Raw genomic sequence first — 16,533 nt, 5'->3', positions numbered from 1 at the left:
ACGCTCGGAAAATGGGAATCATGCGCAATGCCCTCGCCGCTGTGCTCCTGCTCATGGTCGGACTGCTCGGCGGAGCCGCCGCGGCGCTCGCCGTGACACCGACCGCCGTCGTGGTTGAGGACCGCGCCGGGGTCCTGGACCAAAACACGCTCCTGCCGGCGGTGCGGTCCACCGAGTTCTATCAGCCCACCAAGGTTGCGATCTACACATACAACGGCACGGCCGCGGACAACCTGAACGAGGAAGTCCTGAGGTTCGCCCGCGCCGAACATCCCGAATGGATCAGTCCCGACGGGCAGAAGTGGGCGGACGGGCTGTTCATTTTTGCCCTGGACCCGGTCGGCCGGCATGTCGGGACCTACATGGGTGAGGACCGCAAGGTCTCCCCCGAACAGCGCGAGGACATCCAGAACGCCTCCAAGGAACTGTTCCGCGATGCCCAGTGGACTGACGGCACCATTGCCGGGGTCCGCCGCGGCGCCGAACTCATCAACCAGCCATGGTACCGGTCCACGGCTTTCGTTGCCTCGGCCTGGCTGACGGTGACCGCCGCGGTCTGCGGCGCGGCAGCATGGCTGATCGTCCGGTGGCGGACCAGGGTGTCCTGCCGGAAGGAACTCGCGCGGGGCGACGCCAGCTACGCGAACGTCAGCATGGACCTGCAGGTCACCGAGCTCAACGCCAGCACCATCCCCGAATCCTCGCGGTACGGCAGCACGGTCCTGGAAAAACACCGCACGTTCATGAACCGCTACAACATGGCCACCGAGCTTTCCAATCAGGTGCATGCCCTCAGCCGCCGGGACCTTAGCCGCCGGCCCAACCTCAAACTGATCCGGAACTACGCCGACGCGGCGGCGGAACTGGACGTGCTGGACGACGTGATTGCCGATACCAATGCCCTGCTCAACCGCGGAGCATCCTGGCCGGCCGCCTGGGACCACCAGCTCGCACCCTTCCGCAGCGACCTGAACGGCCTGGAAGAGATGCTCAGCCAGCGCCGTGCCGAGGGATCCTCAGCGACGGCGGCTGCCCTGCGGTCCTTTCGCGATGAAAGCCGCAGCGACCTTGAACGCTGGTCATCGGAACTGGCCGACGGCTCCATCACGCCCGAGACGGCGCTGGACCGGTTGCGTGATGCCCGGACCCGGCTGTCCGAACTGCTGAAGCAGCACGCCGATACCGTGATCGGGGCCTACGCCCGCAACGAGAAGGAGGCCGGGCTCATGCGCAAGGACATGGAGAGCGCCCAGGCCGGGACCAAAGCCAGGTACGGCCGCTCCTACGAGCCGAGCATCCTCGGCACCGTGTATCCGTCCTACTACTTCTTCTCGGTGCCGAGCTTCAATTCCGGCTTCAGCACCGGCGTCAGCAGCGTCAGCACCGCCCGCGGCGGCGGAGCCACCACCGGGTACGGATCCAGCGGCGGCAGCTTTTCCGGTTCCGGGAGCTCGTCGGGTTTCTAGGGCGGAGCGTCCTGGGGCCCAGTTCCCGGCGCCCTCCGAAGGTGCCTTTTAGGGCCCGTTCCCGGCCCGTTCGACGACGAAATCCCCGCCGGGGAACATGATCGTCTCGTGGCCGTCGTCGAATCTGACGTGGTACGGGGGCGCCCCATCGGCTCCCTTGACCTCAAGGATCAGACCGTGCCGGTCCGTGGACTCCACCGTGGTCCCACGGATGATGATGCGGTCTCCTGCGGCTGCATTCATGGCGGTCACCTGCATTTCTATTGACGCCTGTGTGCCCGAAGATCATTATTGCTCTTGACGGCTGGGGGGCGCTATGGCCTTGAACCAAGGAGCCGCGCCGTGCGAAGCAAACAGGCAATTTGGCAAACAGGAAAAGCCTCAAAAACCCTTTTCCCGGTGATCGGTTTCGCGGCGGGGCCACTCCACGTCCCCGGATACAGACGACGCCGACGACTCGACCCTGATTCCCCTGATGTGTGCACTCCTGTGGAGCCTGCGCGGTACCGGCCATGATGGGTGCAATCCTCCGCTGGGTCTTGCAGTTCCGGCTGTTGGTCCTCGCCGCGGCGGCGGGAATCCTGGCCCTCGGGCTCACCAGCCTGCCGGGCATGTCCGTGGACGCCTTTCCGGAATTCGCCCCGCCGCAGGTGGAAATCCAGACTGAAGCCTTGGGACTCTCGGCCGCCGAGGTTGAGCAGCTCATCACCTCGCCCATGGAAGCCGACCTGCTGAACGGCGTTGCCTGGGTGGAGGCGATCCGGTCCAAGTCCGTGCCGGGCCTTTCCTCAATCCAGATGGTCTTCAAGCCAGGGACCGACCTCTTCCGCGCTCGCCAGCTGGTCTCCGAACGGCTGACCCAGGCACGCGCACTCCCCAACGTGTCGGCGGCGCCCGTGCTGATGCAGCCGCTGTCCTCGACGAGCCGGGTCATGATGATCCGGCTGACCTCCAAAGACATGTCGGCCATCGACATGTCAGTGCTGGCCCGCTGGACCATGAAGCCCGGGCTCCTGGCCGTGCCCGGCGTCGCGAACGTGGCGATCTGGGGCCTGCGGGACCAACAACTTCAAGTCCTGGTGGATCCGGCGCAGCTCCAGGCCAAGGGGGTTACGCTGGACGAGGTCATCAAGACGACGGGCAACTCAGTGTGGGTTTCGCCGCTGAGCTACCTGGAGGCATCCACACCGGGCACCGGCGGCTTCTTCGAGACGGGCCACCAGCGGATCGGTGTTCAGCATGTCCTGCCGATCACCACGCCGGAGGATCTGGGCCAGGTTCCCATCGAGGGGGCCGGCGGCAATCTCCTGCTCAAGGACGTGGCCACCGTGGCCACGGACCACCAGCCGCTGATCGGCGACGCCCTGCTGAGCCGGGACGCCGAGTTGCTGCTGGTCATCGAGAAATTCCCCGAGACAAACACGATGGACGTGACCCGCGGCGTTGACGAGGCACTCCGCGCGCTCCAGCCAGGCCTGCCAGGAGTCACCATCGATACCAGCGTGTACCGGCAGGCCTCATTTATCGACAACGAGGTCGGGACGCTCGGCATCGCTCTGCTCATTACTCTCCTGCTGATCGTTGCCTTGTTCGGCGTCTTCTTCCGTTCCTGGCGCACGGCCCTGATCAGCCTCATCACCATTCCGGTGTCGCTGACCGCGGCGGCGCTGGTGCTCGACTGGCGCGGCACCGGGATGAACACCATGGTCCTGGCCGGCATGGTGCTGGCCCTGGCGGTCATCGTGGGCGATGTCGCGGAGGACCTCAACGGCCTTGCCCGGGCACGGCGCCAGCAGGCACAGGACCGGCAACCGGGCGATTCAGTGATCCCGGCGGCCCTGCGGGCTGTCCGCACGCCGATCCTCTACTCGCTGCTGATCATGGCGTTGGCTGTCATGCCTGCGCTCTTCATTTCCGGTGAGAACGGCGCCCTCTTCGGGCCTTTGGTGGAGAGCTACCTGATCGCCCTGGTTGTCTCGATGATCATCGCGATCACCGTCACTGCTGCCCTGGCATTCGTCCTTCCTGTCGGTTCCAACGCGCCGGAGCGCCGGTCGCTAAGGCGGCTCGAAGGCGCGTACGGCCGGCTCGTGACGCGCCTGGCGGGGAAGACACGGTGGGTGTTCGCCGCCGCGGCGGTGGTGGCACTGGCCGGACTTGCACTCGTTCCCCAGCTGGCCGGGAGCAATCCCGTCGTGCCGGTGCTGGCGGACAAGACCCTGGTGGTGCACTGGAACGCGAGTGCCGGCACCTCCGACCAGGAAATGAGCCGGGTCACCGCGGCAGCAGCCGCAGAGCTGCGCGCCCTCCCTGGCGTGGCCAACGTCGGTGGGCACGTCGGGCGGGCCATCACCTCCGATCAGGTCGGCGACGTCAGCTCCGGCGAGCTGTGGGTGACCGTGGCCGACGACGCCTCCTACGCCGACACGGCCGCCGCCGTCGACCGGGTGATCGCAGGATATCCGGGCCTGACAAGCAAGATCTCCACCTACCCCCAGGAGCGCATCGACCAGATCCGGGAAGAGGCGGACAGCGGCTTTGCCGTCCGGGTCTTCGGACTCGACCCGGCGATCCTGCGGCAGAAGGCGGCGGAGGTGCAACAGCTGCTGGAGCAAACGGCCGGAGTCGTTAACCCCCATGTCGACCTGCCGGCCGAACAGCCGATCGCCGAGGTCAAGGTGGACCTCGCCGCCGCCCAAAAGGCCGGCGTCGTCCCCGGCGACGTCCGGCGTGCGGCCGCCGCACTGCTGCAGGGCATTGAAGTCGGGAACCTCTACGAACAGCAGAAAGTCTTCTCGGTCATCGTGAAAGGGACTGCAGCCACCCGCAACAGCCTGGACAGCGTCCGCGACCTGATCATCGACACCCCCAATGGCGGACATGCCCGCCTCGGCGACATCGCGCAAGTGACCATGGTCGGGAACGAGTCCGTCATCCTGCACGATGACACGTCGCGGCGCATCGACGTCAAAGCCGAGATCCAGGGGCGCCCCCTGGGCGACATCCAGCGCGACATCGACGCAAGCTTGCAGAAGATGCAGTTCCCGATGTCGTACCACGCGGAAATCCTCACTCAATACGCCCAGCAGCAGAGCAATTACCAGTGGCTCTGGCTCCTCGCGGCAGTTGCCGCGGCCGGCATCCTGGTCCTGCTGCAAACGGCGACGGGAAGCTGGCGGCTTGCCGCACCGCTCTTCCTGGGTCTGATCCTCGCGCTGTCCGGCGGCGTGCTGGCCGCCCAGGCCACGGGCGGGGTCAACTCGCTGGTCGCTCTGGTCGCCTTCGCCGCCGTCCTGGGGATCGCCGTCCGCGGCGCCCTCCTGTTGACGGGCCACGTCCGGAGCCTGCGTGCCGGGGACGCCACTGCACCGTGGCCTGCCCTGGTGGTCCGCGGGACCCGGGAGAGGCTCGGCCCCGTGCTGATATCGACCCTGATATCGGGCCTGGCGCTGTTGCCCCTGGTCCTCTTCGGGGGCGTCGTCGGAACGGAGATCATCCAGCCGCTCGCCGTAATCATCTGGGGCGGCCTGCTGACAACGCTTTTCTTCACCCTGCTAGTTGTGCCCGCCGTGCTGCTCAGATTCGAGCCGAAGCCGGCACCCGGCGCACAGACCAGCCAGGGCTCCGCTGCACGGACGGAAAGTCAGGATGCATCATGAATTCGACACCTTCGCAGCAGCGGGGCACCAAGGTTGCGTCATTCATCATCGGGGCGTTTGTGACGGCGTTGACGGCACTCAGCGTCGTCGGCTGCAGCCCGACGCCGGCAGCCGCCCCGGCCGACGGCGACCCTGCGGTCGTTGCCGAAGTGCCCGGCACGGACCTGCACCGGCTGACCCTCACCGAACACGCCGTCCAACGCGTCGGAATCGAAACCGCCGCGACGGCCACGGATCCCCAGACCAAGAAGCTCACCGTCCCCTACGGGGCCGTAATCTATGACAGCACGGGCAAGACGTGGGTGTACACCAACCCCGAGCCCCGGGTCTACATCCGCCAGCCCATCACGGTCGAACGCATCAACGGCGACGTCGCCGTCCTGACGGAGGGGCCTCCGGCCGGCACCGTAGTGGTCACGACGGGGGCCGAGGAACTCTTCGGCGCTGAATTCGACACGGCCCACTGACATGCGCTGGCTCATCGGGATCAGCCTCCGATTCAGGACGGTCGTCGTCGCCCTCGCGTGCGCCGTAATGCTGCTTGGTTCCCTGCAGTTGAGTGCCGCGTCCGTGGATGTCTTCCCCGAATTCGCCCCGCCCCGCGTGGAAATCCAGACCGCGTGCCTGGGGTTGACCGCCCAGGAAGTCGAAGAGCTCGTCAGCGTGCCGATCGAGGCCGCCGTGAGCGGCATGCCGGGTCTGGACGAGCTGCGGTCAAAGTCCGTGCCGCAATTGTCGTCGATCGTGCTGGTTTTCCACCAGGGCACGGACCTGCTCAACGCCCGCCAGCTGGTGTCGGAACGGATGGCCTCGGTAACCGCGGCGCTGCCCACCTGGGCGGCCCCACCGGTGATGCTGCAGCCGCTGTCCTCGACCAGCCGGGTCATGAAGATCGGGATGACATCCCAAGAGCACTCGCTCATCGAAATGTCGATGCTGTCCTACTGGACGATCCGGGCCCGGCTGCTGCGGGTACCCGGCGTGGCCAACGTGGCCATCTGGGGTGAGCGGCTCCAGATGCTGCAGGTGCAGGTTGAACCTGACAAGCTCAAGGCCCAGAACGTCTCCCTCAACCAGGTTATGGAAGTCACCGCCGGCGCCCTGGACGCCGGCCTGCTGAAATACTCGCCCGGACGGTTCATCGGAACAGGCGGCTTCATCGACAGCCCCACCCAGAGGATGGGCATCCGTCACGTCCAGCCCATCCAGACCCCTGCAGACCTGGCCCAGGTGACCATTCGGGAAAAGGACGGGGTGGCACTGCATCTGGGCGATGTGGCCCAGGTCGTGGAGGACCATCAGCCGCTCATTGGTGACGCCGTGATCAACAACGGCCACGGGCTCATGCTGATCGTCGAGAAGCTGCCCTGGGGCAACACCCTGGATGTGACCAAGGGCGTAGAGGAGGCCCTGCACGAACTGCAGCCGGGCCTGAGCGGCATTAACTTCGACACCACGATCTTCCGCCCCGCCAGCTTCGTTGAGGAGGCGATCTCCAACCTCAGTGTCGCGCTGCTGCTGGGCTGCCTGCTGGTCGTCATGATCCTCGTCGCGTTCCTCTTCCAATGGCGCACGGCATTGATCAGCCTCATCGCCATTCCGCTGTCCCTGCTCACAGCCGCACTGGTGCTGTATTTCACGTCCAGTTCGATCAACACGATGGTCCTGGCGGGGCTGGTGATCGCCGTCGGCGTCGTGGTCGATGACGCGATCATCGACGTCGAGAACATCATGCGCCGGCTCCGACAGCACCGCGCCGCGGGCGGTGACGAATCCGCGTCGTCGGTGGTCCTGCGGGCCTCGCTCGAGATGCGGAGCCCGATCGTGTACGCGACGCTGATCATCGTGGTCGCGGCCGTGCCGATCTTCTTCCTGGACGGGCTCACGGGCGTCTTCTTCCGCCCGCTCGCCGTCGCCTACACCCTGGCTGTCCTCGCTTCCATGCTCGTGGCGCTGACTGTCACACCGGCCCTGGCGCTGATCCTTCTGGGCAACGCCAAACTCGAGGAACGCGACCCTCCCCTGGTGCGGGTGCTCAAACGCGGCTACCACGCCGCCCTGTCCAAGACCATGAACAGGCCCCGGTACGGCTACGCCGGCTTTGGGGTGCTGGCGGTGGTGGGCCTGGTCATCGCTCCCCTGATGGGCTCGTCCCTGTTCCCCACCTTCAAGGAACGGGACTTCCTGATGCACTGGGTCTCGCAGCCGGGAACCTCTGCCGCGGAGGAATACCGGATCGCGCAGCGTGGCTGCGAGGAATTCCTCAAGGTCCCCGGCGTCCTGAACTGCGGGACGCACATTGGGCAGGCGTTCGCCGCGGACGAGATCGTCGGTGTCAATGCCGGCGAACACTGGATCAGCATCGACCGCCACGCCGATTACGACAAGACGGTCGCCGCCATCCAGGAAGTGGTTGACGGCTACCCGGGACTGCACCGCGACGTCCAAACATATCTGAAGGAGCGCATCGAAGAGGTCATCACCGGCGCCAGCGAGCCCATCCTGGTCCGTGTGTACGGGGACGATTTGAACGTGCTGCGGGAACAGGCGCAGCGGGTCAAGGCCATCTTGGACGGGATCCAGGGCACCGAAGACGCGCATGTCTCCCTTGAAGTGGAGGTCCCCCAGATCGCCGTCACGGTCAATCTGGCCGCGGCGCAAAAGTACGGGCTCAAGCCCGGCGACGTCCGGCGTGCTGCCGCGACGCTCGTGGCGGGCGAGGAAGTCGGGGACGTTTTCCGCGACGGCCGGGCCTACGACGTCCAGGTCTGGAGCACCCCGGCGACCCGGGCCAGCGTCACCAGCATTGAAGACCTGCCCATCGACACGCCGAGCGGACAGCGGGTGCGCCTGGCCGACGTCGCGAACGTGAGCCTGGTGCCGACGCCGAACCAGATCGACCGCACCAACGGCTCCCGCCGCGTGGAAGTGGGATCGTTCCTGGCCCAGGGGGCGGACTTGGGAAGGGTGGTCGGCGCGCTGCAGTCGCGGCTGGAAAGCCTGGATCTGCCGACCGGCTACAGCGTGCAGCTGCTTGGCGAGTACACCGAACGCGAAGCGGCAACGAACCGCTTGATGATTTTCTCCGCGGCGGCGCTTGCCGTGATCCTTCTGCTGCTGCAGGCGTCCTTCCGGAGCTGGCGGCTGGCCGTGCTGTCGCTGCTGACGCTGCCGGTAGCCCTGGTGGGCGGCGTCATAGCCGCCTACATGACCGGCGGTGTCCTGTCCCTCGGGTCCCTCGTTGGCTTCCTCACCGTGATGGGGATAGCTGCCCGCAATGGCATCCTGCTGATCAACCACTGCCAGTATCTGGAAATGCATGAGGGCGAGACCTTCGGCCGTCCTCTGGTGATGCGCGGGGCGGCGGAGCGGCTCTCGCCGATCCTCATGACCACCCTGGCCACCGGGCTGGCACTGGTGCCCCTGGTCGTCATGGGCAACATCCCCGGCCATGAAATTGAACACCCCATGGCCGTCGTCATCCTGGGCGGCCTGGTCACCTCCACCCTGCTCAATCTGTTCATCGTTCCCTCTCTCTATCTCCGGTTCGCCAAATCCAAGAAGACACGTCAGAAGGAACGCGCGGCCGCCGGCCCGGCGACCGTTTGAACCCGGCTACGGGCCGGCCTGGAACCCCGCAAAGGAATGTCCGATGTTGCACAAGAACATTGCCGTAGTCAGTTGCCTCCTGGCGTTGCCGCTGTCCCTCCTCACGGCCGGTGCAGCGGAGGCCGGCACCGCACCCGCGCCGGCCCGCGCCTCGACCGCGACAGACTGCGGACCGGGTTCGCTGCCCGACTTCAACGCCGGAAACTTCCCCCACGAGCCTACGGTGGACAACACTTGGCTTCCCATGAAGCCGGGAACCCGCTCCGAGTTCACTGGCACCGTCAAGGACCTCACCACGAGTCCGCCGGAGGTCCACACGCACCGCGTGGTGTCGATCGTGACGGGACTGACAAAGGAGATCGACGGAGTCCGCACGGTGGTCCTGTGGGACCGCGATTACTCGGACGGAGTCCTTGGGGAATCCGAACTGGCCTTCTTCGCGCAGACCGAAAAGGGAGCCGTCTGGCTCCTGGGTGAGTACCCGGAGGAGTTCGACGCCGGAAAGTTTACCGGCGCCCCGAACACGTTCGTCTCGGGAGTCGACAAGGCACGGGCAGGCATCGCCATGTTGGCGCACCCCGCAAAAGGATTTGGACCCTATACGCAGGCGTCAGCGCCCTCGATTGGTTTCCTGGACTGCGCCCAGGTGGTCAGCCGGAAAGCCAATATCCTGAAGATCGACGAATTCAACCCGCTGGACGGGGCGTCTGTCGGCCACCAGCAAAAGTACTACCGCGCCGGCGTGGGGAGCTTCAAAGTCACGGCGTCCAGCGGGGACAGCCAGGAGTTCCTCAACCTCGTCTCGACCACGATGCTTGATGCGGCCGCCCTGGCGGCCGTCAACAAGCGTGCGCTGGCCCAGGATCGCCACGGCTATACGGTCAGTCCTGACGTCTACGGCACCACCGAAAAGGCCTGCACCGGTTCCTAACAGCCATCATTGCTCAGAACAACGCGGCGGTCACCGTCCGGGTGAGCTGCTGAATGATCGCCGTACGGGGGCCCATGTCCGAGTAGTCGCGGCCGCGCGTGTACACGACAAACACGAAGGCGCGGCCGTCCTTGTCCAGGACACTGGCATCATGCAGGTTTCCAAACAGCAGCCCGTACTTGTGGTGAACCCCTATGCCGGGCGGAACCGCGGGCGGGATCAGGGTCTCGTAATTGGTGTTCTGCATGTAAGACAACAGCTGGGCCGTGTTGCGCGCATTGAGCAGCTGCCCCGTGTAGAGCAGGTAGAGGGTCCGCGCCATCTCCTCCGGGGTCAGCAGGTTCACCGTGAAGTCGTAGCCGATCCCGATTGACGCGGCGTAAGCCGTCATCCGCTGCTGACCGACAGCCCGAAGTATCAGGAGCCATGAATCGTTATTGCTCTGCTGAACCATCTGGCGGATCTGGGCCCCCGCCGTCGAGGCGCCCAACGGGGCACTCAGCGAGGCGCGGCCGGTCTCGACGAGGTGGTAATAGGCCGACGCGGCAAGGATCTTGGCTGTACTGGCGGCGACAAAATTGCCCTGGACCCCGTAGCCGTGGACCACGCCGTCCGAGACATCGATCAACGACACCCCCAGTGCATACGCGCTGTTGGCCGCGATGATCGCGTTGATCCGGCCGCCCAGTTCGGGTGTGACCGTCGGGACCGTGACGGCAGCGACGGGCTCGTCGGCGATTTCCGGAGGCGTCGTGACGGAGGGGACGGCAGTCCCGGAGGCCGCGGGCGGCGTGACGGAGGGGGCGGCAGTCGCGGACGGGGCGGGGAGGGCCAGATCAGTGGTTTCCGGCCCGGTAGTTTCCGGCACGGTAGCTTCCGTCGCGGCCGCTTGGCTGGTGTCAGTGACTGCCGGCGTTGCCTGCGCCGTGAGCGGGGCCGTGACGGCGGTACCGGAAGCCGCAGCGGCCGCCGCGGCCGCGGGCTCAGCCGGCATCCCCGGCATCCCCGCCTGGCCGCTCGCGTAGACGCTGCCGGTCACCGCCAGGGCGACTGCGACGGCGGCCGCCGTCAGGTACTGCGGCCGGATCCTTCCCACCCGCCAGGCGAGGGGCCATGGCCCGGGCTTCGACCCGTCGGAGGCCCGGTGCCCGCCGGTCCCGTAATGACGCGCCGGCTCAGTCATCCCGAATTCCCCGGGGCATCTGTTCGAAAAACGTTCGCAGACATGTTTCTCCCTCGGACGGCGACTGACCGCTGTGGGGCACTAAAGTCCCTGCATTCTGCACCCTCCCCGGACCCCGCGCAAGAGCCTGGCCGTGGGAAAAGCTGCGATCAGCCGGTCAGCTCCCGCCGTCGAAATCCCAGTTCCCGCTGCGCACCGTGCAGCGGCGACCCGGTGAACGGCAGGTCCTCCAGCCTGACGGTGCCCGCGGCGGCGAGCGCGGTCCTGTTGGCCGAGGCCGCCGCTCGCGGGGGAAGGCCCAGCGTGGCGGCGAACTCTGCCCAGTGCCTCGCCTTGAGGTTCCTGGTCTTCCCCGAGACGGGCAGAGCGAGGGTTTCGTCGCCGTAGAGGAGGGTGCACGGGACGTCGAAGACCGGGGCGATGGTGCGTCCCGGTCGGTTCCCGAGGACGGCCAGGTTCTTGGCATGGAGGTCACCGTTGCCGGTCAGCCAGGCAAAGACGAACTGCAGGTAGAGGTTGCGGCTCGCGACCACCGGTGCCTTGCAGATCCCGGCCAGGGCCGCTGCCACCTGCTCCGAGCTGACGCCGTACTTCGCTGCCGGGGGCAGTCCCAGCACCTGGGTGCCGTCCTCCAGGGGAAGCCGGATCCAGTCGCCGGCCGGATTCCTGACGCGGTCGAACCGTTCCACCAGCAGGCCGGGGAGGCCGTTCCGGTCCGCGATGACCCGGCTCTTGGCCACAGGGATCTTCAGCGACTTCGCGGCGCGCAAATGAGCCGCCTCGTTGACCACCAGATGCGGATGTTCCGGCGGGTCCAGTTTGAGCACGTAGCGGTGCCCGCGCAGGGCGAGCGGCGTCGTCAGCATCGAGGCGCTGGTCTTCCGCTGGACCCCCGGCAGGCCGTGCAGGTCCACCGTGTTGGCCAGCACGGAAAAGTCGAGTTCCTCCGGCCGGGACGTGTCGGCCAGGGTGGGCGGTTCCGCCCGAGGGGCACCCGCGGGGACCACCTGAACATCCCCCGGCACGTCCGCCCCCACGGCCAGCAGGAGGGTGAGTTCGTCGTCGAAGCTGGTCTTGGTCGCGTTCTTCAAGACCGTGAGCCGGTGCCCCTCCGGCAGGAGTCCGGCGAAAAACGCCGGCAACGCCCCGGCAGTGCTCTCCACCGCTGCCGCGGACAGCGGGAGGGAGACAGCCACGGGAGGCAGGCCGGACGTGAGATAGTCCGGGAGATAGTCGAACCTCACCGCGCCGGAATCGGTCCGGCTCAGGTGTCCGGCCAAAATGCCGCTCTTATATACGTCCGCGGACCGGACGAACTTCAGGTCCTGCAGGTCCCCCGGCGCCAGGACCCCCATCACTGCACCGTCAGATGCAGGCCCAGGACATTGCTGACGGCGATGACGGCCTGCAGCGACGGGTTGCCGCTTCCCGTTTCGATGGATCGGACGGTGCGCACCGAAGTTCCCGCCAGGTGGGCCAGGTCCTCCTGCGTGATTCCGGCGTCCTTGCGGGCGCTCCGGATGCCCGCAGCCACTGACAAAACATCACTCATAGCCGCGCCTGCCTCCCGTATTCCCCGCACCGGAAGAGGCAGGATGCTGCCGCTTGGGCGGGTCGTGGCTCCCATCCTGCCTCAGTGGCCGCAATTCGGCAAGATCCTGCCGGATCGGCGGTGGGGCGGGGGCTGGACATGACCGAAACCCCCCAACCGGCAGGATTCTGCCGGGGTACGCTGGAAAAAACGCAAGGAGCGCCCGATGCGGAAAATTATTATGGCCATGCAGGTGTCCTTGGACGGGTTCTTTGAGGGCCCGGACCGGGACCTGAGCTGGCACATGGTCGACGACGAACTGCACCGCCACTTCAACGAGCAGCTCGCCGCCATGGGCGCCTTCCTGGACGGCCGCGTCACCTACGAGCTGATGGCGGAGTTCTGGCCGACAGCGGACGCCGACCCCGATGTCAGCGCCCCGATGGCCGAGTTCGCCCACATCTGGCGGGAGATGCCCAAGATCGTGTATTCCCGGACGCTGAAGCCAGCCGGCTGGAACACCACCGTGGTGCCGGAGGTCGTGGCCGAAGAAGTCCTGGCGCTGAAGTCGCAGCCGGGCGGCGACCTGGCCCTTGGCGGAGCGAATCTCGCGGACACTTTCCGGCGGCTCGGACTGATCGACGAATACTGGCTGTACGTCCATCCGGTTCTCGTGGGACGGGGTAGTCCCCTGTTCAAGCCTGAGGACAAAACGGTCCAGCTCCGGCTATTGGAGACCCGGACCTTCGGCAACGGAGTGACCCTGCTGCGCTACGCCGCGTAATCAGCCCTGCGGAACGTCCGGGCGGCACTTCTTAAGCGTTTCTTAATTGCCTCGCGGAAGAGTGGAAACCGGCGCCAACCTGGCGCCCTTGTCCCGAGCCGGAGGACCCATGACTGGACCCGTCCCTGTTGAACGCGATACAGCACTAGGTCGTACCGCCGCGCGGCCGCTGCTGCCGGCCCTCCCCCAGGTCCGCCACTGGTTGCTGCTGGGCCTCCTCCTCTCCGCCGCCGTCCTGGCTCTCGGCCTGGCGGCGCAGCTGACGCCGGGCTTCAGCGCCACCGAGCTCGGCGTCGATCAGGACCTCAGCCAGCATCACGCCGCGGCCCTGACCGCCGTCGCGATGATACTGAACGTCGTGTTTGGCCCGGTCGCCGGCGTCGCGCTGATCGCCGCCGTCGCCCTCTGCATCTGGCTGTTCCGCGGCGGACTGGTCAAGGCGATAGCATTCGGCCTGGTGGCAGTGTCCGGCTGGGTGGCCAGCGAATTCTTCAAGATCCTCGTGGCCCGCCAGCGGCCGAACCCCGCGCTGCTGTTCGATCCTTTGGCACCGGAAACCGGCTCCAACAGCTTCCCGAGCGGCCATGTGTCCTTTGCCGTCGCTCTCGGTTTCGCGCTGTATTTCCTGGCCCGCGGGACCCGCTGGGCCAAGGTAACGGCCTTCGCGGCCGCGGCGATGGCGCTCATCGTGGCGTGGTCCAGGCTGTACATCGGCGTCCACTACCCCTCCGACGTCACGGCATCATTCCTGGCTGCCAGCGCAGCCGTGGTGATCCTCACCGGGCTCTGGAACGTTGCCGCGCCGAAGATCGCGGACCGGCTACCTGCCCGTGCCATCGCCCGCCCGCTGGCCTCTGAGCCGGCATCTGAGAGGAAGTAACCCCTGCACACCGTGGACATTTCAGCCCTCCTTCCGGCCGCGCAAGCCGCCGGGTCACCGTCGCTGCTGGATCCGGCAAGCCTGCTCGCCGGTCTGGGCCCGGGAGCCCTGGGCGTCATCGCGCTCATGGTCTTCATCGAGTCCGGCGTGCTCTTTCCCTTCCTGCCCGGAGACTCGCTGCTCTTCACCGCCGGGCTCCTGCACCAGCAGCTGCACCTGACGCTGCCGGTGCTGATCGGCGTCGTCACCGCGGCCGCCGTCGTCGGGGACCAGGTGGGGTACATGCTGGGCCGCACTTTCGGCCGGCGATGGTTCAAGGACGATGCCCGGATCCTGAAGACGGCCCACCTGACCACCACGGAAGACTTCTTCCGGCGGCACGGCGGCGCCGCCGTCGTGCTCGCGCGCTTCGTCCCCATGGTCAGGACTTTCGCGCCGCTCAGTGCCGGGATCGCACGCTATGAGTACAAATCCTTCGTCCTCTGGAACATCACCGGCGCGGCGGCGTGGGCAATCTCCGTGACGATGCTGGGTACCTGGCTGGGACACTTTGACATCGTCGCCAAAAACATCGACGTCATCGCCGTGGGCATGGTCCTGCTCTCCGTCGTCCCGGGTATCGTGCAGTTCCTCAGGCGCCGCCGCACCAGCCGGCGCGCGGGGGTAACTGCCGGCGACACGGAGGCGGAAACCGGGGAGGGACTGCCGGCCCGGGAATTGGTCACGGAAGAATAGCTGACATGACAACCGCTGACCGGCCGTCCCTGCTGCTCGTCGAGGATGACGCCGCCCTGGGACCGCTCATCGCCGAGCTTCTGGACACGGATTACCACGTCCGGCTGGTCACCAACGGTCGTGACGGCCTGCACGCGGGGCTGACCGAGGCCTGGGACGTCATGGTGATCGACCGCGGTCTGCCCGTGATGGACGGCATCGCCCTCATCGGGGCCTTGCGGTCCAAAGGAATCGGCACGCCCATCCTGATCCTGACCGCGCTGGGCGACGCAGAGGAGAAAGTCAGGGGTCTGGACGCCGGCGCCAACGACTACGTGACCAAACCGTTCGACGCCGGCGAACTGGCGGCACGACTGCGCGCACTGACGCGCACCTATGCCGCAGTGCCGGCACCGCTGAGCATCGGGGACTGGGAACTTGACCCGGCGCAGCGCTCGATCCGCTCGGTCTACGGGCACACGGTGTCGCTGACCGCAAAGGAAGGGCAGCTGCTGGCAGCCCTGGCCGCGGAACCTGACCGGGTCTTCACCCGGGACGAACTCCTCTCAGCGCACTTCCATGCCTCCGACCAGCCGGGGGTGATCGATACCTATGTCCACCACTTGCGCCGGAAGATCTCCAAGGCCGTCATCCGCACCGTGCACGGCGTCGGCTACCAGATCGGCGATGCCCATGAGTAACGGCGGGGGCGCCGGCGAAACCCCGGACCACTCCACCCTGCGCAAGGCCTCCCTCAAAGTCGCCTTGCGGATCAGCGCCGCCTGCGCGGTCATGGTCCTCGGACTCCTCGCCGCCACGGCGCTGTACCTCGTCAACCAGCTGGCCCATCCTGAAGTTCCGCGTTCGGCATCGGCCGGGGCGGCCTACGCCTACCTGGATTCCCGGGACGTGCTCGAAGCCATGCTCATCGCCGGGGTCGCGGGAATCGTGCTGGCAGGCATCGTCGGATGGCTCAGCGCGCGCAGCGCCATCCGCCCCCTCGGCGACGCCTTGGCCCGGCAGCGGCGCTTCGTCCAGGACGCCAGCCATGAACTGCGCACTCCCTTGACCATCCTGGACACCAGGATCCAGCTTGCCCAGCGCAACACCGAGCCCGGCTCCAAACAGGCCCAGGACCTGGCCCGGATCCGGGAGGACGCGGCGACGCTGACCGGGATCGTCAACGAACTGCTCCTCGCGGCCACCACCGACGCCCCTGACCGCTCGGCAGCGCCTGCCGACCTCGCCGACACCGCCTCCGGCGTCGCCGAAAGCCTTCGGCTGGTCGCGGAGCAACGGGACGTGCGCCTGGACTTCTTCGCCGTTGCCCGGCCGCTGGCCAGGATCGACGCCAACGCCTTGCGCCGCGCCGTCCTGGCCCTGGCGGACAACGCCCTCTCCCACACCCCGCCGGGCGGCCGTGTGACCATCACGACGGCGATCGAGCAGAACCGCGCGGTCATCACCGTGGCGGACACAGGGACCGGGATCACCGGAGTGGACCAGGCCCGGATCTTTGACCGCTTCGTGCGGACCGCCAGCACCGGCGGAACACAGGGACAACGGAGCTTTGGCATCGGCTTGGCCCTGGTCCGGGAGATCGCCGTGGCTGCCGGAGGCGCCGTCGAGGTTGCCTCCACCGGCGACGCCGGCACGGTCATGAAGATGACGCTTCCGCTCGCCGCGGGCAAAAATGACTGAGAGACCGGGGGAATCCGTGAGAATCCGGACAAGGGAAAGACCGGCGATCGCTTGCCCCCAAGGGAAAATCGATCG

The 16,533-nt window shown here is 66.9% G+C and carries 14 protein-coding genes; 10 read left to right on the top strand and 4 right to left on the bottom strand.

The genetic code is table 11. The features are described 5' to 3' along the window. Window positions 1–11: 11 nt before the first annotated feature. On the top strand, window positions 12–1,466 hold the full coding sequence (locus ACVWYS_RS07595; RefSeq protein ID WP_116768293.1) for a DUF5129 domain-containing protein: 1,455 nt from the start codon (window positions 12–14) through the stop codon (window positions 1,464–1,466). Between the two features lie 48 nt (window positions 1,467–1,514). Here the strand turns inward: ACVWYS_RS07595 and ACVWYS_RS07590 are convergent, their stop codons facing one another. After that, window positions 1,515–1,709: a DUF1918 domain-containing protein gene (locus ACVWYS_RS07590; protein WP_456508898.1), complete on the bottom strand. Its 195-nt coding sequence runs from the start codon at window positions 1,707–1,709 to the stop codon at window positions 1,515–1,517. A gap of 269 nt (window positions 1,710–1,978) precedes the next feature. Here ACVWYS_RS07590 and ACVWYS_RS07585 point away from each other — a divergent pair, with 269 nt between their 5' ends. From ACVWYS_RS07585 to ACVWYS_RS07570, 4 genes are read left to right on the top strand one after another with little or no spacing between them, the layout of a single operon-like run. Next, entirely contained in the window at window positions 1,979–5,125 is a 3,147-nt protein-coding gene (locus ACVWYS_RS07585; RefSeq protein WP_456508897.1) for an efflux RND transporter permease subunit, read from the top strand. After that, window positions 5,122–5,592 (top strand): efflux RND transporter periplasmic adaptor subunit, encoded by a 471-nt coding sequence (locus tag ACVWYS_RS07580; RefSeq protein WP_344367563.1) that lies wholly within the window; start codon window positions 5,122–5,124, stop codon window positions 5,590–5,592. The genes ACVWYS_RS07585 and ACVWYS_RS07580 overlap by 4 nt, the downstream gene beginning before the upstream one ends. 1 nt (window position 5,593) lies before the next feature. Continuing rightward, complete coding sequence (locus ACVWYS_RS07575) at window positions 5,594–8,734, top strand: efflux RND transporter permease subunit (RefSeq protein ID WP_456508896.1); 3,141 nt, start codon at window positions 5,594–5,596, stop codon at window positions 8,732–8,734. A gap of 43 nt (window positions 8,735–8,777) precedes the next feature. Then, window positions 8,778–9,665, top strand: coding sequence for a hypothetical protein (locus tag ACVWYS_RS07570; RefSeq protein WP_456508895.1), 888 nt, complete (start codon window positions 8,778–8,780; stop codon window positions 9,663–9,665). A gap of 13 nt (window positions 9,666–9,678) precedes the next feature. Here ACVWYS_RS07570 and ACVWYS_RS07565 read toward each other — a convergent pair whose 3' ends face one another. The 3 genes from ACVWYS_RS07565 to ACVWYS_RS07555 all read right to left on the bottom strand — a co-directional run bounded on the left by ACVWYS_RS07565 (window position 9,679) and on the right by ACVWYS_RS07555 (window position 12,400). Beyond that, entirely contained in the window at window positions 9,679–10,848 is a 1,170-nt protein-coding gene (locus ACVWYS_RS07565) for a serine hydrolase (RefSeq protein WP_456508894.1), read from the bottom strand. A gap of 149 nt (window positions 10,849–10,997) precedes the next feature. After that, window positions 10,998–12,203 (bottom strand): type II toxin-antitoxin system HipA family toxin, encoded by a 1,206-nt coding sequence (locus tag ACVWYS_RS07560; protein ID WP_456508893.1) that lies wholly within the window; start codon window positions 12,201–12,203, stop codon window positions 10,998–11,000. Continuing rightward, complete coding sequence (locus tag ACVWYS_RS07555) at window positions 12,203–12,400, bottom strand: helix-turn-helix transcriptional regulator (protein WP_344367558.1); 198 nt, start codon at window positions 12,398–12,400, stop codon at window positions 12,203–12,205. Before ACVWYS_RS07555 ends, ACVWYS_RS07560 begins: the two co-directional genes overlap by 1 nt. A 205-nt stretch (window positions 12,401–12,605) precedes the next feature. Here ACVWYS_RS07555 and ACVWYS_RS07550 point away from each other — a divergent pair, with 205 nt between their 5' ends. From ACVWYS_RS07550 to ACVWYS_RS07530, 5 genes are all read left to right on the top strand, one after another. Continuing rightward, window positions 12,606–13,163 carry a dihydrofolate reductase family protein gene (locus ACVWYS_RS07550; protein ID WP_456508892.1) on the top strand — a complete coding sequence of 186 codons (558 nt, stop codon included), beginning with the start codon at window positions 12,606–12,608 and terminating at the stop codon, window positions 13,161–13,163. A 109-nt stretch (window positions 13,164–13,272) separates the two neighbouring features. Next, window positions 13,273–14,043 (top strand): phosphatase PAP2 family protein, encoded by a 771-nt coding sequence (locus tag ACVWYS_RS07545; RefSeq protein WP_456508891.1) that lies wholly within the window; start codon window positions 13,273–13,275, stop codon window positions 14,041–14,043. Window positions 14,044–14,055: 12 nt separating this feature from the next. Then, complete coding sequence (locus ACVWYS_RS07540) at window positions 14,056–14,778, top strand: VTT domain-containing protein (RefSeq protein WP_425547241.1); 723 nt, start codon at window positions 14,056–14,058, stop codon at window positions 14,776–14,778. A 5-nt stretch (window positions 14,779–14,783) separates the two neighbouring features. Then, window positions 14,784–15,458 (top strand): response regulator transcription factor, encoded by a 675-nt coding sequence (locus tag ACVWYS_RS07535; protein WP_456508890.1) that lies wholly within the window; start codon window positions 14,784–14,786, stop codon window positions 15,456–15,458. Further along, the gene (locus ACVWYS_RS07530; RefSeq protein ID WP_344367554.1) at window positions 15,451–16,458 is read left to right on the top strand and encodes a sensor histidine kinase; all 1,008 of its coding nucleotides are present in this window, start codon (window positions 15,451–15,453) and stop codon (window positions 16,456–16,458) included. The genes ACVWYS_RS07535 and ACVWYS_RS07530 overlap by 8 nt, the downstream gene beginning before the upstream one ends. Window positions 16,459–16,533: the final 75 nt, after the last annotated feature.

Source organism: Arthrobacter sp. TE12231, assembly GCF_054062895.1.
Note: the sequence above shows the minus strand (reverse complement) of the source record. Positions and strands in the feature narration are given on the sequence as shown.